Origin of the sequence: Curtobacterium sp. VKM Ac-2884 (assembly GCF_015350945.1) — a bacterium.
Classification (GTDB): Bacteria; Actinomycetota; Actinomycetes; order Actinomycetales; family Microbacteriaceae; genus Curtobacterium.
On the sequence record NZ_JADKSA010000006.1, the window covers coordinates 230,510 to 253,006 of the forward strand.

General features: G+C 71.5%; 21 protein-coding genes and 1 tRNA gene. 9 read left to right on the plus strand and 13 right to left on the minus strand.

The window, feature by feature from the left end:
* The first annotated feature begins 62 nt into the window (after positions 1-62).
* The 5 genes from ITJ60_RS16755 (at position 63) to ITJ60_RS16775 (ending at position 3,989) form a co-directional block, all read left to right on the plus strand.
* Positions 63-1,274, plus strand: a complete 1,212-nt coding sequence (locus tag ITJ60_RS16755) for a glycosyltransferase (protein WP_194648744.1) — start codon at positions 63-65, stop codon at positions 1,272-1,274.
* Positions 1,275-1,284: 10 nt separating this feature from the next.
* Positions 1,285-1,359 (plus strand) — tRNA-Ile (locus ITJ60_RS16760).
* A 7-nt stretch (positions 1,360-1,366) separates the two neighbouring features.
* A complete protein-coding gene (locus tag ITJ60_RS16765) occupies positions 1,367-2,491 on the plus strand; it encodes an AI-2E family transporter (RefSeq protein ID WP_194648745.1) in 1,125 nt (374 codons plus the stop codon).
* On the plus strand, positions 2,488-3,318 hold the full coding sequence (locus ITJ60_RS19405; protein ID WP_194648746.1) for a DUF1684 domain-containing protein: 831 nt from the start codon (positions 2,488-2,490) through the stop codon (positions 3,316-3,318). Before ITJ60_RS16765 ends, ITJ60_RS19405 begins: the two co-directional genes overlap by 4 nt.
* Before the next feature lie 170 nt (positions 3,319-3,488).
* Positions 3,489-3,989, plus strand: a complete 501-nt coding sequence (locus ITJ60_RS16775) for a DUF3145 domain-containing protein (protein ID WP_235035923.1) — start codon at positions 3,489-3,491, stop codon at positions 3,987-3,989.
* Between the two features lie 87 nt (positions 3,990-4,076).
* Here ITJ60_RS16775 and ITJ60_RS16780 read toward each other — a convergent pair whose 3' ends face one another.
* The 6 genes from ITJ60_RS16780 to aceE form a co-directional block, all read right to left on the minus strand.
* Positions 4,077-5,321: a beta-ketoacyl-[acyl-carrier-protein] synthase family protein gene (locus tag ITJ60_RS16780; RefSeq protein ID WP_123292578.1), complete on the minus strand. Its 1,245-nt coding sequence runs from the start codon at positions 5,319-5,321 to the stop codon at positions 4,077-4,079.
* 83 nt (positions 5,322-5,404) lie between these two features.
* Entirely contained in the window at positions 5,405-5,653 is a 249-nt protein-coding gene (locus tag ITJ60_RS16785; RefSeq protein ID WP_017886710.1) for an acyl carrier protein, read from the minus strand.
* Positions 5,654-5,795: 142 nt separating this feature from the next.
* Positions 5,796-6,800, minus strand: coding sequence for a beta-ketoacyl-ACP synthase III (locus tag ITJ60_RS16790; RefSeq protein ID WP_111085698.1), 1,005 nt, complete (start codon positions 6,798-6,800; stop codon positions 5,796-5,798).
* Positions 6,797-7,738, minus strand: a complete 942-nt coding sequence (locus ITJ60_RS16795; protein ID WP_194648747.1) for an ACP S-malonyltransferase — start codon at positions 7,736-7,738, stop codon at positions 6,797-6,799. The genes ITJ60_RS16790 and ITJ60_RS16795 overlap by 4 nt, the downstream gene beginning before the upstream one ends.
* A 78-nt stretch (positions 7,739-7,816) precedes the next feature.
* On the minus strand, positions 7,817-9,031 hold the full coding sequence (locus tag ITJ60_RS16800; RefSeq protein WP_111085717.1) for a PucR family transcriptional regulator: 1,215 nt from the start codon (positions 9,029-9,031) through the stop codon (positions 7,817-7,819).
* A 37-nt stretch (positions 9,032-9,068) separates the two neighbouring features.
* Entirely contained in the window at positions 9,069-11,813 is a 2,745-nt protein-coding gene (gene aceE, locus ITJ60_RS16805) for a pyruvate dehydrogenase (acetyl-transferring), homodimeric type (protein ID WP_194648748.1), read from the minus strand.
* Between the two features lie 241 nt (positions 11,814-12,054).
* On the opposite strand from aceE, the gene ITJ60_RS16810 reads away from it, so the two are divergent.
* Positions 12,055-12,543 (plus strand): peroxiredoxin, encoded by a 489-nt coding sequence (locus ITJ60_RS16810; RefSeq protein WP_111085695.1) that lies wholly within the window; start codon positions 12,055-12,057, stop codon positions 12,541-12,543.
* A gap of 53 nt (positions 12,544-12,596) precedes the next feature.
* A complete protein-coding gene (locus tag ITJ60_RS16815; protein WP_194648749.1) occupies positions 12,597-13,523 on the plus strand; it encodes an alpha/beta fold hydrolase in 927 nt (308 codons plus the stop codon).
* Between the two features lie 29 nt (positions 13,524-13,552).
* On the opposite strand, the gene ITJ60_RS16820 is transcribed toward ITJ60_RS16815, so the two are convergent.
* The 5 genes from ITJ60_RS16820 to ITJ60_RS16840 form a co-directional block, all read right to left on the minus strand.
* Positions 13,553-15,139, minus strand: a complete 1,587-nt coding sequence (locus ITJ60_RS16820; protein ID WP_194648750.1) for an alpha/beta fold hydrolase — start codon at positions 15,137-15,139, stop codon at positions 13,553-13,555.
* On the minus strand, positions 15,136-16,104 hold the full coding sequence (locus ITJ60_RS16825; protein WP_323749204.1) for an amino acid--[acyl-carrier-protein] ligase: 969 nt from the start codon (positions 16,102-16,104) through the stop codon (positions 15,136-15,138). The genes ITJ60_RS16820 and ITJ60_RS16825 overlap by 4 nt, the downstream gene beginning before the upstream one ends.
* Entirely contained in the window at positions 16,101-17,276 is a 1,176-nt protein-coding gene (locus tag ITJ60_RS16830; RefSeq protein ID WP_323749205.1) for an acyl-CoA dehydrogenase family protein, read from the minus strand. The genes ITJ60_RS16825 and ITJ60_RS16830 overlap by 4 nt, the downstream gene beginning before the upstream one ends.
* The gene (locus ITJ60_RS16835; protein WP_123292585.1) at positions 17,273-17,581 is read right to left on the minus strand and encodes an acyl carrier protein; all 309 of its coding nucleotides are present in this window, start codon (positions 17,579-17,581) and stop codon (positions 17,273-17,275) included. Before ITJ60_RS16835 ends, ITJ60_RS16830 begins: the two co-directional genes overlap by 4 nt.
* 163 nt (positions 17,582-17,744) lie before the next feature.
* Positions 17,745-18,122, minus strand: coding sequence for a holo-ACP synthase (locus ITJ60_RS16840; protein ID WP_194648751.1), 378 nt, complete (start codon positions 18,120-18,122; stop codon positions 17,745-17,747).
* 103 nt (positions 18,123-18,225) lie between these two features.
* Between ITJ60_RS16840 and ITJ60_RS16845 the strand changes: the two genes are divergently transcribed.
* Together ITJ60_RS16845 and ITJ60_RS16850 are read left to right on the plus strand one after the other, a co-directional pair.
* On the plus strand, positions 18,226-19,272 hold the full coding sequence (locus ITJ60_RS16845; protein WP_194648752.1) for a hypothetical protein: 1,047 nt from the start codon (positions 18,226-18,228) through the stop codon (positions 19,270-19,272).
* The gene (locus ITJ60_RS16850) at positions 19,269-20,843 is read left to right on the plus strand and encodes a CoF synthetase (RefSeq protein WP_307860894.1); all 1,575 of its coding nucleotides are present in this window, start codon (positions 19,269-19,271) and stop codon (positions 20,841-20,843) included. Before ITJ60_RS16845 ends, ITJ60_RS16850 begins: the two co-directional genes overlap by 4 nt.
* A gap of 109 nt (positions 20,844-20,952) precedes the next feature.
* Here ITJ60_RS16850 and ITJ60_RS16855 read toward each other — a convergent pair whose 3' ends face one another.
* Both ITJ60_RS16855 and ITJ60_RS16860 read right to left on the minus strand, forming a co-directional pair.
* Positions 20,953-21,504, minus strand: coding sequence for a hypothetical protein (locus ITJ60_RS16855; RefSeq protein WP_194648753.1), 552 nt, complete (start codon positions 21,502-21,504; stop codon positions 20,953-20,955).
* The gene (locus ITJ60_RS16860) at positions 21,501-22,481 is read right to left on the minus strand and encodes an aldo/keto reductase (RefSeq protein WP_194648754.1); all 981 of its coding nucleotides are present in this window, start codon (positions 22,479-22,481) and stop codon (positions 21,501-21,503) included. Before ITJ60_RS16860 ends, ITJ60_RS16855 begins: the two co-directional genes overlap by 4 nt.
* Between the last annotated feature and the right edge of the window lie 16 nt (positions 22,482-22,497).

Sequence of the window (22,497 nt, forward strand, 5' to 3'; positions counted from 1 at the left end):
AACCCGGTGCGGTACCGTCGGCAGTCCGACCAGCAATCGCCCACGAGAGGACGACGCCAGCCGTGTCAGGAGACGTCACCACCGCCACCGCCGAACCGACGGGTGCGACGGGCGGACACCGACCCTTGCGCATCCTGATCGCCGCGGACACCTTCCCGCCGGACGTCAACGGCGCCGCCACCTTCGCCGAGCAGCTCGCCGTCGGCCTGGCCGAGCGCGGGCACGAGGTCCACGTGGTCGCCCCGGCGTCGAGCCGCCACCACGGCACCTTCGACGAGGAGCACCAGGGCGTGACCCTCGTCGTGCACCGCCTGAAGTCGTACAAGTGGCCGCTGCACGCCTGGCTGCGCTTCGTGTGGCCGTGGAGCGTCAAGAAGTGGACCGGCCCGATCCTCGACGCCGTGAAGCCCGACGTCCTGCACATCCAGTCGCACGTCGTCATCGGTCGCGGGATCGTCCCCGAGGCGAACGCGCGCGGCATCCGGGTCATCGCGACGAACCACTTCATGCCCGAGAACCTGCTCGAGTACACGCCGTTCGGCAAGTGGACGCTGCCCATCGCGCTGAAGATCGCGTGGAGTGACGCCGCGAAGACCTACCGGCTCGCCGACACCATCACGACGCCGACGAACCTGGCCGCCGACTACCTGCGGAAGGCCATCGCCGGGCAGCGGGTGCTCGCGATCTCGTGCGGGATCGACGCGTCGCGGTACGTCGCGCGCGCGGGCCGTCCGGTCAACAACGACATCGTGTTCGTCGGCCGCGTGGCGCCGGAGAAGAACCTCGACGTGCTGGTCCGGGCCGTGGCTTTGCTGCCCGGCTCGCTCGCGGCGACCCTGACGATCGTCGGCGACGGCGAGATGATCCCGAAGCTGACCGCCCTGGCGAAGGAGCTCGGGCTCGAGGACCGTGTCCGGTTCCTCGGGTTCGTCTCGGACGAGGTCAAGCGCACCGCCCTGACGAACGGCACCGTGTTCGCGATGCCCTCCACCGCCGAGCTGCAGAGCATCTCCTCGCTCGAGGCGATGGCGTCCGGGCTGCCGGTCGTCGCCGCCGACTCGATGGCACTGCCCCACCTGATCGACGGCAACGGGTACCTGTTCGCCCCCGGTGACGAGCACGACCTCGCCGCCAAGCTCGAGGCGGTGCTGACGGCGTCGGACGCGGAGTACACGGCCATGCGGGAGCGCAGTTCGGCCATGATCGAGGCACACGACATCAACCGCACGCTCACGACGTTCGAGGCGCTGTATCGTGGGGAACCGGTGGCCTGACGGCCGTCGAGGGGCGGTAGCCAAGCTGGTCAAGGCAGTCGGCTCATAACCGAACGATTCGCGGGTTCAAGTCCCGCCCGCCCTACGTGCAGATGAAACGCAAGCGCGAGGACGACCACGACGGTGCCGGTCCGACGCCGAACGTCACGTTCCAGGTGAACCGCGGTGGCACCGGCGTGCGCGTCAACGCCTTCCGCATCGGGTTCATGGGTGCCATCGGTGTGCTCGTCGCGCTGCTCGCCGGCACCATCATCGGCGAGCTCAGCACCGTCCTCGTCTACATCGGGGTCGCGCTGTTCCTCGCGCTCGGCATCGACCCGCTCGTCTCGTTCCTCGAGCGACTCATCCCGCGGTGGGCGGCGATCACCGTCGTCGTCGTGGGGGTCCTGGGAGCGTTCGCGGGGGTCGTCTTCGCGGTCGTCCCGATCCTGGTCGAGCAGGCGACGAACCTGATCCAGAACTTCCCCGAGGTCGTCGACGACATCTCGAAGCAGCAGTGGGTGCAGGACCTGTCGAAGCAGTTCGCCGGGTCGTTCGACATCGACCACGCGCTCGAGTCGGTGCAGTCCTTCGTCGAGAACCCGGGCAACCTGCTCAGCGTCGGCGGCGGCATCCTGGCGGTCGGCAGCGGCATCCTGTCGGGGCTCACCGGCGTGCTCATCGTCCTCATCCTGATGCTCTACTTCCTCGCGTCGATGCGGGGGATGAAGCGCGCGGCGTACCGGTTCGTGCCGGCGTCTCGCCGCGAGAACTTCATCGACGTCAGTGAGCAGATCACCCAGGCGGTCGGTCGGTACGTCGTCGGCCAGGTGTCGCAGGCGCTCATCAACGGCATCCTGAGCCTGGTGTTCCTGCTCATCATCGGTGCGCCGCTGCCCGTGCTGCTCGCCTCGTTCGCGTTCCTCGGCTCGCTCATCCCGCTCGTCGGCACCCTGGGCGCTGCGGTCGTCATCTCGTTGCTCTGCCTGTTCGCGTCGCCCGCGACCGCCCTCGCCGCGGCGATCTACTACCTCGTCTACATGCAGGTCGAGGCGTACCTCATCTCGCCGCGCATCATGTCGCGTGCCGTGCAGGTGCCCGGGGCCCTCGTGGTCATCGCCGCGGTGGCCGGCGGCACGATCGGCGGCGTGCTCGGCGCCCTGGTCGCCCTGCCCGTCGCCGCGTCGATCATCATCATCGTGCAGAAGGTCATCTACCCGCGCCAGGAGCTGGCGTGACGGACGACGCCGGCGGCTTCGCCGACCACGTCGCGGAACGCGATCGCTGGGCACGCGGTCCCCGTGGCCCGCTGGCGCTCGTGAACGCCCAGCACGTCGACCAGCAGCAGCCGGTGTGGCCGGTCCCCGGCACCTGGGCACCCGCGGTCGGCGGCCTCACGGTGACGGCCGCCGCCACCGACGGTGTCGTCGTGGACGGCGTCCCGGTCGACGGCACCGTGCTCGTCGCCGGTGACACCGCCGTGGTGCCGTCCGCCGTCGCGTTCCCCGACGGCTTCGCGGGCACGGTGTCCGGCTCGACGCTGCGCGTCTGGGACCCCGCAGCGGAGCCGATCCACCGCTTCGCGCGCATCGCCCGGTTCGACCGGTCCGACGACTGGGTGGGGTCCGGCACGTACGTCCCGCTGCACGCCGGTGCGGGCGACGACCGGGAGGCCCGTGGCAGCGTCCTCGACGCCGCCGGCGACGCCCTGCCGGTCGCCGGGCACATCGAGACGGCCGTCGGCAGCACGACCATGCGGTTCGTCGCGGTCCGGTCCGCCGCGTTCCGGGGTGCTCCGCGGCTGCAGCTCATCGTGCAGGACGCCACGAGCGCCCTCGCCGAGGACGACCCCGGCAGCACGTACTCGATGGGCCGCTTCCTGTACCTCGACGACCCCGGCACCGCGGACACGGTCGAGCTCGACTGGAACCTGCTCGTACTGCCGCCCTGCGCGTTCTCGTACCAGTTCGCCTGCCCGATCCCGCCGGCCGAGAACCGCGTGCCCGTGCCGATCACGGCGGGGGAGCGGCACCCCGTCGACTCCGCGGGCACCGTCCTGCACTGAACTGGATCGTGCTCGGCGGGGTCCTTGCCGTTCCCAGCCGGAACGCTGCATAATGGGCGTGTCCTGTCGGGACATCACAATCGCATACCGAACGGTTCCGTGGCTCGCAGCCGCTCGGATCCTCCGCACCAGGTCGATGGGGAAGTCGCACCTGACGTATCGGAGGAACCGTGAACGGAACGACGACAGGAGTGCTCTACGTGCACTCCTCACCCCGCGCGCTCTGCCCGCACGTCGAATGGGCAGCAGGCCGCGCGATGAACCGCGCCGTGAACTTCTCCTGGCTCGACCAGCCGGCACAGGACGGAGCCCGGCGGACCGAGTTCACCTGGACCGGTGCGGTCGGTGCCGGTGCCGCGATCGCCTCCGCGCTGCGTGGCTGGGAGCACCTGCGCTACGAGGTGACCGAGGAACCGACGACCGAGTCCGACGGTGGCCGTTGGATGCACACGCCTGACCTCGGCGTCTTCTACGCGCAGACCGACGTGACCGGGAACATGGTCATCCCCGAGGACCGCGTCCGGTACGCCATGGAGGTCGCGGGCAGCAACGCGCTCGAACTCCACCGCGAGCTCCGGCTCGCGCTCGGACAGGCCTGGGACGACGAGCTCGAGCCCTTCCGCCACGCGGCCGAGGGCAACCCCGTCGTCTGGCTGCACCGCGTCGGCTGAGCTGTCGTCGGGCACTGGGCGGTGCCACGGAACGACGGAAGCCCGCCCCGACGACGCGGGACGGGCCTCCTGGCAGGGTGCGACGGATCAGACGCTGCGGAACGCGACCACGGCGTTGTGTCCGCCGAAGCCGAACGAGTTGCTCACCGCGAGCAGGTCGCCGTCGGGCAGCGCACGCGGCTCGCGCGCGACGTCCATGACGATCTCCGGGTCCTGGTCGTTGAGGTTGATCGTCGGCGGCGCGACACGGTTGTGCAGCGCGAGGACGGTGAACGCAGCCTCGATCGCCCCGGCACCACCGAGCAGGTGACCCGTCGACGCCTTGGTCGCCGACACGACGATGTCGTCGAGGTGGTCACCGAAGACGCGGCGCATGGCGTGGTACTCGGCGACGTCGCCCACCGGGGTCGAGGTGGCGTGCGCGTTGACGTGCACGACGTCCTCGCGGCTGGCACCGGCGTGGTCGAGAGCCTGCAGGACCGCACGGGCGGCAGCGCTGCCCTCGGGGTCCGGTGCCGTGATGTGGAACGCGTCCGAGGTGATGCCGGCGCCGGCGACCTCGGCGTAGATGGTCGCACCGCGGGCCTCGGCGTGCTCCTTCGACTCGAGGATGAGCGCCGCGGCGCCGTCACCGAGGACGAAGCCGTCACGGGTGACGTCGTACGGACGCGAGGCGGTCTCGGGGGAGTCGTTGCGGCGCGACAGGGCCTGCATCGCCGCGAACGCCGCCAGCGGCAGCGGGTGCAGGGCGGCCTCGGCGCCACCGGTGATGACGATGTCGGCGTCTCCGTCGGCGACGTGGCGGTACGCCTCGGCCAGGGACTCGGTCGACGAGGCGCAGGCCGACAGGTAGGTGCGGGCGCCGCCACGGGCGCCGAACTCCATCTCGATGGCGGCGGCCGGACCGTTCGCCATGAGCATCGGGACCGTCATCGGCAGGACCCGACGCGGGCCCTTCTCGCGCAGGGTGTCCCAGGCGTCGAGCAGGGTGTTCACGCCGCCGATGCCGGTCGCCCAGTCGACGATGAGTCGCTCGGGGACCACGGACTCGGCGTCGATGCCGGCGTCGGCCCACGCCTCACGCGCCGCGACGAGCGACAGCTGCGACGAGGGGTCCAGGCGCTTCGACTCGGGGCGGGTGAGCTGGTCGGTGAGGAACCGACGTGCCTGGCCGGCGAACTCCACGGGGAGTTCGAGCTCGGCGTAGCGCGGGTCCTCGATGCGGGTGATGCCGGACTTGCCGGCGAGCAGCGCGTCCCACGTTTCCGGGGCAGTCGCGGCGAGGGGTGAGATCGCACCGATCCCGGTGACGACGACGGTCTTCTTGGTCATGGAACGACGGTTCTTTCGTTGGGGAACAAGATGAGCGCCGCGGCCGACGGTGACCGCTGGCCGCGGCGCTCAGGAAGCTCGTGTCAGGCCTGGGCCTTGACGATGTAGTCGACCGCGTTGCCCACGGTCTTGAGGTTCTTGACCTCTTCGTCCGGGATCTTCACGTCGAACTTCTCCTCGGCGTTGACCACGATGGTCATCATCGAGATGGAGTCGATGTCGAGGTCGTCCGTGAAGGACTTGTCGGCGGCGACGGTGTCGGTGGCGATACCGGTCTCGTCGTTGATCAGCTCGGCCAGGCCGGCGAGGACTTCTTCGTTGGACAGGGCCATGAGTTTCTCCTTGAGGGGGGTGTCGTTTGACCGTGGACCAGCCTAGGGCACGCAGCGTGCTCGCGCCCGGAGACTCGTCGGGGTGGTCGCTGGTCGCGCGGGATGCGCGGCCGGGTGGGTTCGGGTTCGCCGGGTGGGCGAGTCAGGGGAGCACGACGACCTGGGCGCCGAACACGAGCCCGGCACCGAAGCCGATCTGCAGGGCGAGCCCGCCGGACAGCTCGGGGTGTTCCTCGAGCAGGCGGTGGGTGGCGAGCGGGATGCTCGCGGCGGAGGTGTTGCCGGTGGTGGTGATGTCGCGCGCGATCGTGACCGACTCGGGCAGGCCGAGCTGCTTCGCGAACTCGTCGATGATGCGGATGTTCGCCTGGTGCGGCACGAACGCCGCGAGGTCCTCCGGTCGGACACCGGCGGTCTCGAGTGCTTCGCGGGCGACCTTCACCATCTCCCACACGGCCCAGCGGAACACCGTCTGGCCCGCCTGGCGCATGGTCGGGCGGGGCGCGCCGGCTTCCCACTCGTTGTAGGTCGCCGTCATGCCGATGGCGTCCCACTTCGAGCCGTCCGAGCCCCAGATGGTCGGGGCGATGCCGGGGAAGTCGCTCGGGCCGACGACGGCTGCGCCGGCACCGTCACCGAGCAGGAACGAGATCGAGCGGTCGGTCGGGTCGACGACGTCGCTGAGCTTCTCGGCCCCGACGACCAGGACGTGGTCGGCGAGCCCGGACTTGATGAACGAGTCGGCCTGGGCGATGCCGTAGGCGTACCCGGCGCACGCGGCGCTGATGTCGTACGCGGCGGCGGGCGTCGCGCCGATCCGCTCGGCGAGCAGCGACGCCATCGACGGGGTCGCGACGGTGTGCGTCACGGTGCTGACGAGCACGACACCGATCTGGTCGGGGGACAGGCCGGCCTTCTCGATCGCCTCGCGCGCGGCGGTCTCGGCGAGGTCGACGGCCTCGACGTCCTTGCCGGCACGCTTGCGCGTGATGATCCCGGTGCGCTGGCGGATCCACTCGTCGGACGAGTCGATCGGGCCGACCAGGTCGTCGTTCGGTACGACGTTCTCGCCGCGGGCGGCACCGAAGGCCAGGATGCGGGTGAACTCGTGGCCGCGGCGCTGGGAGAGTGCGGGACGTTCGGTCATGCGGTGGCGTCTGCTTCCTGGTCCGCGCGCTGCAGCAGGTCGATCGCTGCGGGCAGGTCCTCGGGGGTCTTGATGGCGACGGACGGCGTGCCGCGCAGGCCGCGCTTGGCGAGCCCGACCAGGGCGCCGGCCGGCGCGAGCTCGATGATGCCGGTGACCCCGGCGGCCGCGAACGACTCCATCACGGCGTCCCAGTGCACGGGGCTCGCGATCTGCTGGACCATCAGGTCGACGAACCGGCGACCGTCATCGACCCGTGAGCCGTCGGCGTTGGTCCAGATCGGCAGGGTCGGGTCGTGCACCGTGGCGGCCGCGGCGACCGGGGCCACGCGCTCGACCGCTGGGGCCATGAAGTCGGTGTGGAACGCACCGGCGACCGCGAGCGGGATCACGCGGGCCTTGGCGGGCGGGTCGGCGACGAGCGCGGCGATGCCGGCAGCCGTGCCGGCGACGACGGTCTGGCCGCCGCCGTTGTGGTTCGCGGGGACGAGCCCGTGGGACTGCAGTGCTGCGGCGACCGCGTCGGCGTCGCCACCGAGCACAGCGGCCATCGAGGTCGCTTCGAGGGCAGCGGCGTCCGCCATGGCCCGGCCGCGCTCGGCGACCAGCGACACGGCGTCGGTCGGCTCGAGGACCCCGGCGACCGCAGCGGCGGTGAACTCGCCGACCGAGTGCCCGGCGACCCCGCCGACCAGCGCACGGCGGCCGTCGGCCAGCAGCGCGTCGGCGGTCACGAGACCGGCGGCGACGATGAGGGGCTGCGCGAGTGCGGTGTCCTTGATGGTGTCGGCGTCCGACGTGGTGCCGTGTGCGGCGAGGTCCACCCCGATCGACTCGGACCACTGCCCGACACGTTCACGAACGGCGGCGTCCTCGAGCCAGGGGGCGAGGAAGCCGGGGGTCTGGGAGCCCTGTCCGGGCGCGACGACGACGATCACCGGACAATCCTGTCGCTCATGCACCGCGGGGCCCGTGTGGGCTTCCCACACGAAACCCCGCGTGACATTGTCGGTTCCCTACCGGCGAGGGGTGATCCGGCGACGACCCGTGGCCGATTCGGACATCGCACCGAGGATCAGGGCCGACTGCACGATCAGGGCGTCCCGAGCGTGCGTGGCGTCCCACCCGATGATGTCCGCGACGCGGCGCAGGCGGTAGCGGACGGTGTTCGGGTGCACGAAGAGCTCGCGCGCCGTGGCCTCGAGCGACCGCCCGGTGTCCAGGTAGCACCACAGGGTCTGCAGGAGCTCGGTGGACTGGTCCTTGAGCGGCACGTAGATGCGCTGCACCAGGGCGGACCGGGCGAGCGGGTCGCCGGCCAGGGCGCGTTCGGGCAGCAGGTCGTCGGCCAGCGCCGGACGGGGGACCCCGCGCCATGCCCGCGCGACGGCGAACCCGGCGAGGGCTGCCTTCGCGCTGGTCGAGGCGTCGACGACCCCGGGGACCTCGTTGCCGAGCACCAGGTGGCCCTCGCCGAACAGCGGCTCGAGCGCCTGCGCGATCGCCGTGAACGAGACCGGGTCCTCGCCCTCGGGCACGTCGTCCCGCGGGGTCGAGCGCCCGATCACCACGACGAGCCGCGAGCCCTGCACGCCGACGAGCACGTCGGCGTCCATGTGGCGGGCGGTGCGGCGGACCTGGTCGACCTCGAGCTGCTTCGGTGCCGTGCCGACGAGCACCGCGACCTCGCCGTGCCCGTGCCACCCGAGGGCAGCGATGCGGGACGGCAGCTCGTCGTCGTACTCGCCCGACAGGATCGAGTCGACCACGAGCGCCTCGAGTCGGGCGTCCCACAGCCCGCGGGCCTCGGCCGCTCGGGCGTAGACGTCCGCCGCCGCGAAGGCGATGTCCCGCGAGTACTTCAGGATCGCTTCCTGCAGCATCTCGTCGTCGGCAGCGCGTTCCTCGACCACCGTGACGACCACGCGGATGAGCTGCAGGGTCTGCTGCAGGCTCACCGAGCGCAGCAGTTCACGCGGGGCCGACCCGAAGACGTCGGCCGCGGCGATCCACGGCGTCGACGCGGTGCCCTCGAGCCAGCTGATGAACGAGGTGATGCCCGCCTGGGCGACGAGGCCCACGGCGGAGCGGCGCCCCGGCGGCATCTCGCTGTACCAGGGGAGGGTGTCCTCGAGCCGCTTGATCGTGGCGGTGGAGAGTTCTCCGGACACCTGACGGAGCCAGGAGAGCGCCCGCTCGCGCGCGCTCTCCTGGCTCTGGGCCTTCGACAGGCCCTCGGTGTCCGGCTGGACGGGTGTCACCTGCTGATCAGCTCTCGCCGCCCGCGCTGCCCGTGGTCCCAGCGGTCACGTCGTGCAGGCGGTACTTGTCGATCGCCTGCTGGACGAGTGCGCCGTCGACCTTGCCCTGGCGGGCGAGCTGCTGCAGCGTCCGCACGACGACCGAGGGGCCGTCGATGTGGAAGAAGCGACGAGCGGCCGGACGGGTGTCCGAGAAGCCGAAGCCGTCGGCGCCGAGCGTGGCGTAGTCGGTCGGCACGAACGGGCGGATCTGCTCCTGCACCTGGTGCATGAAGTCGCTGACGGCGACGACCGGCCCCTCGGTGGCGAGCAGGCGCTCGGTGACGTACGGCGTGCGCGGCGACTCGTTCGGGTTGAGGAACGCGTGCTGCTCCGCGTCGAGACCGTCGCGGTACAGCTCACCCCAGCTCGTGACGCTCCAGACGTCGGCGGAGACGCCCCAGTCCTCGGCGAGCAGCTGCTGCGCCTCGAGGATCCACGGCACGGCCACACCGGACGCGAGCAGCTGGGCCTTCGGGCCGTCGTGCTCGCTCGGCTTGAGGAGGTACATGCCCTTGACGATCCCGTCGACGTCGACGCCCTCGGGCTCGGCCGGCTGGACGATCGGCTCGTTGTACACCGTCAGGTAGTACATGACGTTCGGGTCGCTGTGCTTCGGCGAGCCGTCCTCGTTCGTGCCGTACATCCGGTCGAGGCCGGCCTGCACGATGTGCCCGATCTCGTACCCGTACGCGGGGTCGTACGACACCACGGCCGGGTTCGTCGTCGCGAGGAGCAGCGAGTGGCCGTCGGCGTGCTGCAGGCCCTCACCCGTCAGCGTGGTGCGACCGGCGGTGGCGCCGATCATGAAGCCACGGGTCATCTGGTCGCCCGCCGCCCAGATCGCGTCACCCGTGCGCTGGAACCCGAACATCGAGTAGAAGACGTAGACCGGGATGAGCGGTTCGCCCTGCGTCGAGTACGAGGTACCCACCGCGGTGAACGCCGCCAGGGCGCCCGCCTCGTTGATGCCGACGTGGATGATCTGGCCCTGCGGGCTCTCCTTGTAGGCCAGGAGGAGCTCGCGGTCGACCGAGGTGTAGTGCTGGCCGTTCGGGTTGTAGATCTTCGCCGACGGGAAGTAGGCGTCCATGCCGAACGTGCGTGCCTCGTCCGGGATGATCGGGACGACGCGGTCGCCGAAGTCCGGGGAGCGGAGCAGGTCCTTCAGCAGTCGGGCGAACGCCATGGTGGTGGCGATCTCCTGCTTGCCGGAGCCCTTCTTCACGACCTGGTACTTCGAGTCCTCGGGCAGGGTGATCGAGGTGTACTTCGTGCGACGCTCCGGCACGTAGCCGCCGAGCGCCTGACGACGCTCGTGCATGTACTGGATCGCCTCGTCGTCGTTGCCCGGGTGGTAGTACGGCGGCGTGTAGGGGTTCTCTTCGAGCTGCGCGTCGGTGACCGGGATGCGCATCTCGTCGCGGAACTGCTTGAGGTTGTCGAGCGTGAGCTTCTTCATCTGGTGGGTCGCGTTGCGGCCCTCGAAGCTCGGGCCGAGGCCGTAGCCCTTGACCGTCTTCGCCAGGATGACCGTGGGCTGGCCCTTGTGCTCGGTCGCGGCCTTGAACGCGGCGTAGACCTTGCGGTAGTCGTGGCCACCGCGCTTGAGGTTCCAGACCTGGTCGTCGCTGTAGCCCTCGATGAGCTCGAGCGCCTTCGGGTCGCGCCCGAAGAAGTTCTCGCGGACGTACGCGCCGTTCTCGGCCTTGTACGTCTGGTAGTCGCCGTCCGGCGTCTGGTTCATCAGGTTGAGCAGCGCGCCCTCGGTGTCGCGGGCGAGCAGGTCGTCCCACTCACGCCCCCAGACGACCTTGATGACGTTCCAGCCCGCACCGCGGAAGAACGCCTCGAGCTCCTGGATGATCTTGCCGTTGCCGCGCACCGGACCGTCGAGCCGCTGCAGGTTGCAGTTGATCACGAAGTTCAGGTTGTCGAGGCCGTCGTTCGCGGCGACCTGGAGCTGTCCGCGCGACTCGACCTCGTCCATCTCGCCGTCGCCGAGGAACGCCCAGACCTGCTGGTCGGAGGCGTCCTTGATGCCACGGTTGGTGAGGTACTTCGCCTGCTGCGCCTGGTAGATCGCGTTGATCGGGCCGATGCCCATCGACACGGTCGGGAACTGCCAGAAGTGCGGCATGAGCCGCGGGTGCGGGTACGACGACAGGCCGCCGCCGGCGTGGGACTTCTCCTGACGGAACCCGTCGAGCTGGTCCTCGCCGAGACGTCCTTCCATGTAGGCGCGGGCGTACATGCCGGGGGAGGCGTGGCCCTGGAAGAACACCTGGTCGCCGCCGGACGCGTGGTCCTGCGCACGGAAGAAGTGGTTGTAGCCGACCTCGTACAGCGCGGCGCTCGACGCGTACGTCGAGATGTGGCCGCCGACGCTGATGCCCGGACGCTGCGCACGGTGCACCGTGATGGCCGCGTTCCAGCGGATCCACCGGCGGTACCGGCGCTCCAGTTCCTCGTCGCCGGGGAACTCGGGTTCGTTCTCCGGCGCGATGGTGTTCACGTAGTCCGTCGTCGGGACCATCGGCACACCGAGGTGCAGTTCCTTGGACCGCTTGAGCAGGCTCAGCATGATCTCGCGACCGCGCTGGTGTCCGTGGGTCTGGACCAATCCGTCGAGGGACTCACGCCATTCGGCGGTCTCCTGCGGGTCCTGGTCGTTCGCCCCGGTGCTGTACGGGTCCTGGTCGTTCACCGTCACCCTTGACCTCGTTCGTTCTCGTGGTGGTGGACATGGTGGCTCCGGTGGTCGGGTCACGACCGGATGGGGCCCCGTCCACTCTAGGCCCCAGCACCGACGGTGATGCTGATGGTGTGGTGCACGTGGCGGGTGCTTGCATTCGGGTGCGGTCGGCGTAGCATGGCCGATCGTGCACACGCGACCCGCGTGCGCACGGACCCGACGGGTACACCCCACACCCGAGGAAGAAGCACACGTCCCGATGGCTCTCGAGATCGGCTCTCTCGCGCCGGACTTCGAGCTCCCGAACCAGTTCGGTGAGCACGTCCGACTCAGCGACTTCCGCGGCAACCGCCCGGTCGCACTCGTCTTCTTCCCGCTCGCGTTCTCGTCGAACTGCACGAACGAGCTCTGCGCCCTGCAGGACAACGTCGCGATGTTCCAGGACCAGCGCGTCGAGCTCATCGGCATCTCGGTCGACTCCAAGGCGACGCTCCGCTCCTTCGCCGAGCTCAACGGCTACGACTTCGAGCTCCTCGCCGACTTCTGGCCGCACGGCGCGGTCTCGAAGGAGTACGGCGTCTTCCTCGAGCACAAGGGCTTCGCCACCCGCGCGACCTTCGTCATCGACGTGCAGGGCCGCATCAAGGCCTCGATCATCACGGAGCCGGGCCTGCAGCGCGACGTCGCCGAGTACAAGGCCGCGCTCGACCGCCTCGCCGCCTGCACCGCACCCGTCCCGGTCGGCTAGCGTTCCGAATCCCTCCTGCGACGCATCCGCGTCGACAGCGGACAGGAGGCCCGGTGCACGCCATCGACACGGACGCACGTGACCGTGTGCTCACCACCGAGGCCTACGCCCCCTACCCGGTGTCGCCCACGCCCGCCACGTGGCACCTCCGGCGCACCGAGGTCCTGACACCTGCCGGGCCCGTCGTGGTGCACCACCGCGCCGGCCCCGATCCGCTGCTGCTGCTGCACGGCGTCGCGGGTTCCTGGTCGACCTGGACCCCGCTGCTGACCGCGGCGCACGGCGTCGGTGACCGTGGCCTGGTGCTCGTCGACCTGCCGGGATGGGGATCGTCGCCGGCGCCGAGCGGTGCGTTCGACCTCGACGACGTGACCGTGTCGCTGGTCACGGTGCTGGATGCACTCGGGATCACGACGGTGGACGTCGTCGGGCACTCGATGGGGGCCTTCGTCGGGATGCACCTGGCGGTCGTCGCGCCCCGCCTCGTGCGGTCGGTGGCCCTCGTGTCCGGCACGACCGTCGCGACCGCGGACGCCGCACGGCACCCGCTCCGAGGGTTCCGGACGCTGCCGGCGTTCACCCTGCTGCGAGCTGGCCTGTCGATCACCGGCGAGGCCGCGCGACCGGTGCTCCGGGCGCTGTCCCGCGTCGGGCTGCTACCGCTGCTTGCCGCACCCGTGTTCACGCACGTGCGACGCCTCGACCGCAGCGTGCTCGACGCCTTCGTCGAGGAACTCCGGCCGACCCGGTTCACCGACGCGGCGCGGACCGCTGCGGGCTACGACCTCGGTCGCTGGCGGGGGATCACCTGCCCGGTCACCGCGATCGCCGGGCGCGACGACGTGTTCGCGCGCGTCGCGGACCTCGAGGCCCTCCGGGAGCTCGTGCCGCAGGTCCGCACGGTGCTGCTCGACGACTGCGGGCACTTCGCGCACGTCGAGCACCCGGACGCCGTGGCCCGGGAGCTCGCACTCGCCTGATGCACACGCACCGGAGCGGGACGCGCGGGTCAGGCGGAGACGGGGAACGTCGCCGCGACGCGGGAACGCACCTCGGCGCGCACGGCGCGACGCATCACGGGGGAGAACAGTGAGTGGTCGCCGTCCTCGACCCGCACGATCGACACCGAACCGCGCCGACCGACACCGCCGTAGCGGCGCAGGGCCTTCTGCCCGCCGAGCCGGTCGAACAGCGCGGCGTCCTCCGGGGCGGCGATCACCACGACGTCGGTGCCGTGCTCCACGAGCGGTCGGACGTGCTCGACGACGCCGCCGACCCGGTCCCGCCGGGCGATCCACGCACGCAGGCCCTTCGGCACGACGGCGTTGTACCGCCGACGGACCCACAGCCGACGTGCCGAGGGGGCGTCGACGGCGCGGACGGCGTCCTCGTAGCTGCCCGGTGCCGCCGGCTGTCGGCGGTAGTCGTTCGGGCTGATCTCGACGACCAGACGCGGAGCTTCGTCCGCCGACCGACCGGCGAGCCACGCGCCGGCGCACATGCCGACGAGCACCAGGCGGTCCGAGGGGGTGCCGAGGTCGGCGACGACGGCGGACTGGTCCTCCACCCACTCCTGGGCGAAGAGGAAGCTGCGTTCGTCCTCGCGCACGCTGGTGCTCTCGCCGGTGGCACGGCGGTCGACCCGGACGACGCGGGCGCCGTCACGGGCGAGCGCGCGGGCGAGGTCGACCTGGTAGTCGGTCGCACCGACCCGGTGTTCGGCGGCGCCGTTGTGCAGGACGACGAGCGGGGCGTCGTGGTGCTGGGCGGACGACACGGTCTCGACGGCGAACAACGCGTCGGGGCCGAGGTGGACGATGCGCTCCGACACGCGGCCGTCGACGTCCAGGACCTCGTCGAGCACGGGCGGCACCACCTGCGCCGCAGCGGTCGGCGCCCAGGCGTCGAGCCAGGCGACGGCTCGGTCGACCGCGGCTCCGGGGATCCGGGCGTGGATGCTCGTGCCGTCGAGCAACTCGGCGCTGCCGGGCACCTCGACGGTCTCGACGGGTCCGAGGGCCTTCGGCGCGCGGGTCTCGGGCCGCACCAGCGCCACGGTCGGACCGGTGCGCGGCGCGAAGGCGAGGGCGGAGAGCGCCGTCGCCTCGTCGGGTTCGACCTCGATGCCGATCAGGCTCTCGACGCCGTCGACGATCCGCTCGCTGCCGATCGTGATCGTCGCGAGGGCACGTTGCCGACGGAGCCAGCCCCGACCGGACGCCGGGGCGTCCCACACGAGCAGGGCGTCGGTGTCCTCGGCGGCGGCCGCGGCGACGAGGGCTGCGGAGGCGAGTCCGACGAACGCCACGTGCTGCACTCCCGACGTGCGGAGCACGGCGGCCGCGTGGCGTGCGGACCGGACCTGCGCGTCGGGGTCGGTGTCGGGTGCGCCGTCACCACGTCCGGACGGGTCGTAGCGCACCGAGGCGATGCCACGGGCCTCCAGGCGGTCTGCGAGCAGGCGGAGCGTGCGGTACGCGATCACGCCCTCCTGACCCAGTGGCGGGCAGACGACGACGCCGGCCCGCGCCGCGGGCGGCAGCTGCACGGCGGCGCGGACGGCCGGCGAACCGGACCATCCGTGCAGCGTCGTCACAGCTCGAGTGTCGCGCGGACCGACGCCGGCCAGGCGTCGACGTCCGTGCCGTGTGCGGCGAACAGGGCGATGGTGATGCGCTCCAGGCCGAAGGCGACGCAGGCGCTGTGGGCGACCTCGCCGTCGGCGGTGCGGAGGCCGAACGAGGTGCCGAAGTGGTCCTCGTGCAGGTTCGCCGAGCTGATCGCCGTGGTCGGGTGGTCGTCGCCGTAGACGGGCGTGACGAACTCGAACTTGAGCGCCTGCTCGACCTGGTTGCGGGCGAGCATCTGCCCGACGCGGCCGAAGAACGGGTCGTTGGCGGGGACGACGTCGATCTCGAGCCCGAACGACTCGAGCAGCTCGCGCATCACCGGGATCCGGCCGTCGCGGTGCTGCTGGGCCGACGCCGGCGTGCCGATGTGCACGAACTCGTGCATGTGGAAGGCCTGCAGGCGCATCGGGTCGAGCGACGGCTCGCGGCGGAAGGAGTCGCCGACGATGTCGAAGAAGCGGCCCTCCTGCGGGATCGTGTCGCCGACCAGGCCGTACACCGGGTGGCAGACCGCGGGGGTGAGCATGAGGTCGGCGGGCTCGAGGAAGCCCTCCCAGCGCTCACCGCGCTCGCGGGCGGCGAGCAGTGCACGGTGGGTGCGGTCGTCGCCGGTGAACCCGGAGATCGACGCGGCGAGGTCCGGGAACGACGCGATGTAGTCGGTGCGCTCGAACGCGGCGAGCGGCTCGACCGGCGGGAAGCGCAGCACCTCGGCGTCGAGGTCCTGCTGGCTGCGCACGGCCGCGGCGTCGACCGCCGTGTACACACGCTCGAACACGCCGGTGCGGCCGTACAGCCCGGGGGAGCCGAGGTCGATGAGCACACGGTCGGCGAGCAGGCGGGCACGGAGTGCGGCGCGGGCGGCGTCGAGGTCCGGAGCGATGGGGCTGGTCGTGCTGGTCGTGCTGGTGGTGGGGTCCGTGATGGTCACAGGATCACTCCCGTCATGAGGGCCAGGTCGGCGTCGTTCTTGAGGAGACGGTCGTTGCTCACCATGACGGCGGCACCGTGGGCGTCTCGGAGGTGTCGGGCGATGCTCATCGGACCCGAGGCCGCGTAGCCCGCGATCCCGACGATCCGCATGGCCTTCGTGACGATGTCGGTGACGCGCTCGGACGCCCCGATCTTCAGGGCGTTCGCGGCGAGGGCGTAGGCACTCGAGGCGAGCACCTCGGGGTCGTCGGCCGCGGCGTCGAACCGCTCGGCGGCGTGCCGGACGGAGTCGGCGAGGCCCTGCAGGTCGACCAGGAGCTCGGCGAGGCGGAGTGCTCCGGGCGGGGTCGTCCCGATCGCGGCGCGCGCCTGCTTGCGGACGGCCGTCCGGGCGCGCTCGCTCGCCGAGGCAGCGATGCCGAGCCACACCGAGGCCCACAGCACGTGCGACACCGGCAGGACCGTCTGCGCCGAGATCGCGGCGTAGTCGTCGCGGAACACCCGGTCGACGGTGGTCTCGGTGTCGAGGACCCAGCCGTTGCTGCAGGTCCCGCGCAGCCCCATGGTGTCCCAGGTGGAGGTCTGCGACAGCACCATCGAGTCGGTCCGGCAGATGAGCAGCCGCTGGTCGGAGGCCGGGGCATCCGGGTCGCGGCGGGCGGTGACGAACACCGCGTCGGCCTCGGTGGCGTACGAGATCACCGGCGCGTCCTTGCGCAGGCGGATCCGGCCGTCGTCGGTGGCCTCGATGGAGCACGTGGAACGGCGGGCGTCGCCGCCGACCCCGCGCTCCGTGGTCGCCGAGGCGACGAGCGCGCCGTCGCGGACCGCTGCGATCGTCTCGAGCACGCCGGCACCGTCGCCGCCGTGTCGCCAGAGCGCCATCACCTGGCCCTGGTGCATCGCGAAGACCATCCCGGTGGCGGCACAGGCACGCCCGAGCTCGGTGGCGATCGCGGAGAGCTCGGACACCGAGGCGCCCTCGCCACCGTGCTCGGCGGGGACGGCAGCGGCGAGCAGACCGTACTCGCGCATCGCTGCGATGGCCTCGCGCGGCGGACGGGCGTCGCGGTCGACCTCGTCCGCGAACTGCGCGGCGACCGCGGCGACGGCGGCGGCACGCTCGGCGAACCGGTCGACGACCGCGGTCGCCGCCATGGTCAGGGTCACGAGGCGAGCTCCGCAGCGGCCACGATCGACTCGACGGTGGCGAAGGTGGACCGGTTCAGGACCGAGTCGGGGAACTCGACGTCGAGCTCGGACTCGACGGCGAGCATGACGTTCACCGTGGCGTGCGACGACAGCCCGAGCGCGTACAGGTCGGCGATCGACGCGACGTCCTGCGCGTCGACGGTCAGGCGCCCGTGGTCGGCGAGGGCACGGCGGACGGCCTGCTCGATCGCCGGGTCGGCGAGCGTCGCGGTCGTGGTCGCCGTCGGTGCGGTCGTGCTGGAGAGCTGTGGTTCCTGGTCCATGACGGCAACGATAAGGAAGACCGGGCCTCGGGAAACCGCCGTGCGGGTGCGCGAAACCGCACGGCGTCCGACGCCCCTGTGCGGTGGTACAGGGTGGGTCGGGTCGGGTCGGGTCGGGGCGGGTCGGCAGGGCCGGCGGCGGTGGAGCTGCCGGTGCGTCCCGTCAGCGGTCGGACAGCGCGACCGCCGTCGCGACCGCGAGCCCCCACTCGTGCGCGAGCGACACCGCGATCGGGCCGCACCCGACCGACTCGGCCAGCGCGGCGGCGGCCCCGGTCAGCTCGACCGTCGGCGCCCCGTGGTCGTCGAGGACGATCGCCACGTCGCGCAGCGGGATCGCCTGGTCCGGTGCGGGGCGGAGGAGCTTCACGACCGCCTCCTTGCCCGCGAACCGTGCGGCCAGACGCTCCGGGTCGTCGCCCGCGTCGGTGCGCTCCCGCACGGTGAAGAGCCGGTCCAGGTACCGCTCACCGTGGGCGGAGATGCCCGCCACGACGTCCTCGACCGCAGCGAGGTCGGTGCCGGTCCGGATCGTGCCCATGGCAGCAGGCTACGCAGGTCGCGGCGACCCCGCATGCCCGCAGCGGCATGGGCGTCGGAGGGGGTTCGTATGATCGGTGCCAGAGACCACCGAGGGGGAACCGATGGCATCACCGTGGACCGGCATCATCGAGGACGCGCGACACTACCCGTCGCCGCACAACTCGCAACCGATCGTCGTGCGCGTCGAGGACGACCGCACCGCGACCGTGTTCTACGACCTGCGACGGGGGCTGCCGGCAGAGTCCTTCGGCATCCCGTTCGGGCACGTCTGCGCGGGGGTGTTCCTGGCCGGGCTCGAGGTCGTCGCCCGGGCGCACGGCTTCTCCGTGCAGGAGCGCCTCGACCACGCCGAGATGGACTTCGGCCGACTGGACGCCGCGTCCGGCGCGGCCGACGAGCACCTGCACCGGCTGGGCACGGTGCGCCTGCGTCCGCGGGCGGTCACCGCTGACGACCGGGAGGCCCTGGCCCGCTTCCTCGCGCGGCGCACCTCACGCAGGCCCTACGACGCCACCCTGGTGGACGACGCCGCGATCGAGGCCGCGTCCGCCATCGCGTCGGCAGCCGGGCAGCGCTTCCGCACCACGTCCGACCGGTCGACCGTCGACGAGATCGTGCGGGTGAACCAGGAGACGCTGTTCGACGACCTGCAGCACGACGCCGTGCACGACGAGATCCTGCACTGGCTGCGGTTCTCGAAGCGGCAGGCGGCGACGACCGGTGACGGCCTGTCGGCCGAGACGATGCTCATGCCCGGCCCGGTGCTCCGGTTCGCCATGGAGCACCGCGGGCTGTGGGAAGCACCCGGCGTCGGCGGGGTCTTCAAGCGCGTGTACCTGTCGACGATGCGCGGGGTCCGGCAGCTCGGCTGGCTCGAAGGGCCGTTCCGCACGCCGGCCGAGTACGTCGAGGCCGGTCGCGTGTTCATGCGGATCTGGCTCGAGTTCACCGCGCGGGGGATCGCCCTGCACCCGTTCGGCACCGTGATCACGAACCCGCGCTCGCACGCGGCCTTCGTCGAGCAGGCCGGCGTCGACGAGTCCGACGGCCGGATGGCGTGGATGCTGTTCCGCTTCGGGCACAGCGCTCCACCGCCCCTGGCACACCGCAGACCAGCGGCCGCGATGACGCTCGGGGGTGCACGGTGAAGCGCGCGGCGGTCTTCACCGTCGTGTGGGTCGTCGAGACCTTCGTGGCGCTGTTCATGCCGCGCGTCGGCACGCACAAGCTCCTGCTCACGCCGGGCATCGAGCCGCTCCGCTGGACCCTCGGACGCTGGCGTGCCTGGCGGACGGTGGAGCGGGCTGCGAAGCGGGTGCCTGCGTACGGGGCGTTCCTGGCGGAGGCGGGGCGGGCCTCCCGTCTCGACACGCGTGGCGGGATCGCCGCAGCGATCTCGGGGCTGCCCGAGATGGACAAGGAGTCGTACGTCAAGCGGTGGAGCATCCCGGAGCGCTGCGTGGACGGACGGCTGCCACGGCGCGGGGTCGTCGTCGACGAGTCGAGCGGGTCGAGCGGCACGCCGACCAGCTGGGTGCGCGGTCCCGACGAACGGCAGGCCACACGGCAGCTGCTGCAGCTCGGGTTCTCGCGCACCGCGAAGGACCTGCCGAAGCAACCGTTCGTGCTCAACGCGTTCTCGCTCGGGGCGTGGGCCACGGGCATGAACGTGACGGCGTCGCTCACCGAGTCGTCCATGATCAAGTCGATCGGGCCGGACCGCGACAAGATCGTGCAGACGATGCGCGAGTTCGGCACCGACTTCACGTACATCATCTGCAGTTACCCGCCGTTCCTGAAGGCGCTGTTCGAGGACGACCGGCTCGACTGGAGCGAGTACACGATCGTCGCGGCGTTCGGTGGCGAGGGCATCAGCGAGAACATGCGCGCCCACATCGAGCAGTACGCGCAGGCCGTCCTCGGGTCGTACGGAGCGAGCGACCTCGAGATCAACCTCGGCATCGAGACGCCGTTCAGCGTGCAGCTGCGTCGGGCGATCGCGGCGTCGCCAGAGCTGTCCGCCGCGCTGACGAAGCAGGCCGAGTACGGCGTGCTGCCGATGGTGTTCCAGTTCAACCCGTTCGGGTACCTGATCGAGACGAACGAACTCGGCGAACTCGTCGTCACGATCACTCGATCCGAGAACATCAGCCCGCGGATCCGCTACAACATCCACGACCGCGGGCACGTCGTGCGGATGCGGTCACTGCGGCAGACGCTCCGCGCACACGGCTTCGACGAGCTCGCCGACGCCGCCGAGCTCGACCTGCCGCTGCTGTTCCACTACGGCCGGTCCGACCTGTCCGTCGACTACAACGGCGCGGTCGTCGCACCCGACGTCGTGCGCGACGTGGTCTACGGCGACCCGGAGCTGCTCGAGGCCGTCGAGAACCACCGGCTCATCAGCTACGAGGACGACCGGGGCGACCGCCAGCTGCACATCGCGTTCCAGCTCGCTGCGGGCGCCGGGTCCTTCGACTCGGACGCGGCGCGCCCCGCGGTCATCGCCGAACTGCGGCGGCTGAACAAGGACTTCTCGAACGCGATCCGGACGGCGCCGCCCGGCACGCTGCCGACGGTGGCGTTCTACCCGTACCGGACGGGGCCGTTCCGTGACGACGGGCGGAAGCTCAAGAACGAGTACGTGTGGCAGTTGCCGGCCGGATCGGTGGAGCAGTGGGAGCTCGACCTGGCGTGGGTCGCGCCGAAGGAGGCGTGAGCGGGGTGCCGTGCGGGGCGGCGCGCCGCGCGCGGGCGGGTGCGCCGTGCGCGGGCTGGGCGCGCCGTGCGCGGGCTGGGCGCGCCGCGCGGGGGCGGGCCGGTGCTCGCTAGCCGTACTGCGGCGGCCAGTCGAAGGGGGCTGGCAGGCGCGGGACCTCGCCGATCGTCGTGACGATCAGGACGACCTCGCGCCGGTTCGTCAGCTCGATGGAGCGTGGGTTGCCGATCGTCCGGCGCCCGTCCACCCACACCGTGAGCTCACCGCGCAGGCCGCCGACGTGTTCCGGACCGAGCGAGACGCCCCACTCGTCGAAGAACTGACCGAGCGTGAACGTCTGCTCGGTGGGGGACTCGACGTGCACGATGCCTGAGGTGTCGTGCGTGTGGATCTCGGCGGCGAACTTCCCCCGGTCCGAGTGCCCGATGTTCGCCGGGACCGTCACCGGGCTGTCGCCGTCGAGGATCGTCAGGTGGGTGTGGACGTGCTCGGCGAGCCGCTCGCCCCACACGTTCCGGAGGCCCGCAGCGTCGGCGCGGGCGGACAGGTCGGTCGGCCGCGGCCAGGGCGGGGCGTCGCGCGACGTCCCCGCTCCCGGGGCGGCACAGCCCGACAGCAGCAGGAGTGCGGCCACCGCGGCCGCGACGACGCGGGTCCTCACCAGCGGTCGTGGACCGTGGCGCGGAACCACGTGTCGTAGAGGTCGCGCACCGTGGCGTCCAGGCCGTCGATCTCCGGCAGGTCGCCGGCCGCTGCGTTCGACCGAGCCTGCTCCGGGTTGCGGGCACCGGGGATCGCCGCGGTCACGCCGTCCTGCGCGATGACCCAGGCGAGCGCCGCCTGCGGCACCGAGACGGCGTCCGGCAGCGACGCGGCGAAGGTCTGCGCCGCGCGCACGCCGTCGTCGTAGTCCACACCGCTGAACGTCTCGCCCTGGTCGAAGGCCTCGCCGTGCCGGTTGTAGTTGCGGTGGTCGCCCTCGGCGAACGACGTCTCCGTCGTGTACTTGCCGGACAGCAACCCCGAGGCCAACGGGACGCGCGCGAGGATGCCGACCCCTGCCTCCCGGGCTGCCGGCAGCACGCGGTCGAGCGGCTTGAGCCGGAACGCGTTGAGGATGATCTGGACGCTCGCGACGCCGGGCCGGGCGATCGCAGCGAGTGCCTGGTCGGCCGTCTCGACGCTGACGCCGTAGGCGGCGACCGAGCCGTCCGCGACCAGCGCGTCGAGGGCGTCGTACACGGCGTCGTCGCCGATGACCTCGGACGGCGGGCAGTGCAGCTGCACCAGGTCGAGCGTGTCCTGCCGCAGGTTCGTGCGGGAACGGTCGACCCACTCGCGGAAGTTCGCTGCGACGTAGTTCGCCGGGACCTGCTCGGCGCGGCGCCCCATCTTCGTCGTGACCGTCAACGGCACGTCGGGGTTCGACGCGCGCCACGACCCGATGAGCTGCTCGCTGCGACCGTCTCCGTAGACGTCGGCGGTGTCGAAGAGGGTGACGCCGGACTCGACCGAGGCGTCCATCACGGCGTTCGCGTCCGCTTCGCTCACCGGGCCCCAGTCACCGCCGAACTGCCACGTCCCGAGACCGATGGGGGAGACTTCGCGGCCGGTGCGACCGAGGGTTCGACTCTGCATGCCGCCGAGCGTAGTC

Coding starts and splice junctions, on each gene's coding strand:
- ITJ60_RS16840 (WP_194648751.1), bottom strand. CDS start 18,122: ATGGGCACGATCCGGACCGGCACCGACCTCGCTGCGGTCGAGGACGTC.
- ITJ60_RS16835 (WP_123292585.1), bottom strand. CDS start 17,581: ATGGACCAGGAACCACAGCTCTCCAGCACGACCGCACCGACGGCGACC.
- ITJ60_RS16785 (WP_017886710.1), bottom strand. CDS start 5,653: ATGGCCCTGTCCAACGAAGAAGTCCTCGCCGGCCTGGCCGAGCTGATC.
- ITJ60_RS16780 (WP_123292578.1), bottom strand. CDS start 5,321: ATGACCAAGAAGACCGTCGTCGTCACCGGGATCGGTGCGATCTCACCC.
- ITJ60_RS16765 (WP_194648745.1), top strand. CDS start 1,367: ATGAAACGCAAGCGCGAGGACGACCACGACGGTGCCGGTCCGACGCCG.
- ITJ60_RS16860 (WP_194648754.1), bottom strand. CDS start 22,481: ATGCAGAGTCGAACCCTCGGTCGCACCGGCCGCGAAGTCTCCCCCATC.
- ITJ60_RS16845 (WP_194648752.1), top strand. CDS start 18,226: ATGGCATCACCGTGGACCGGCATCATCGAGGACGCGCGACACTACCCG.
- ITJ60_RS16790 (WP_111085698.1), bottom strand. CDS start 6,800: ATGACCGAACGTCCCGCACTCTCCCAGCGCCGCGGCCACGAGTTCACC.
- ITJ60_RS16810 (WP_111085695.1), top strand. CDS start 12,055: ATGGCTCTCGAGATCGGCTCTCTCGCGCCGGACTTCGAGCTCCCGAAC.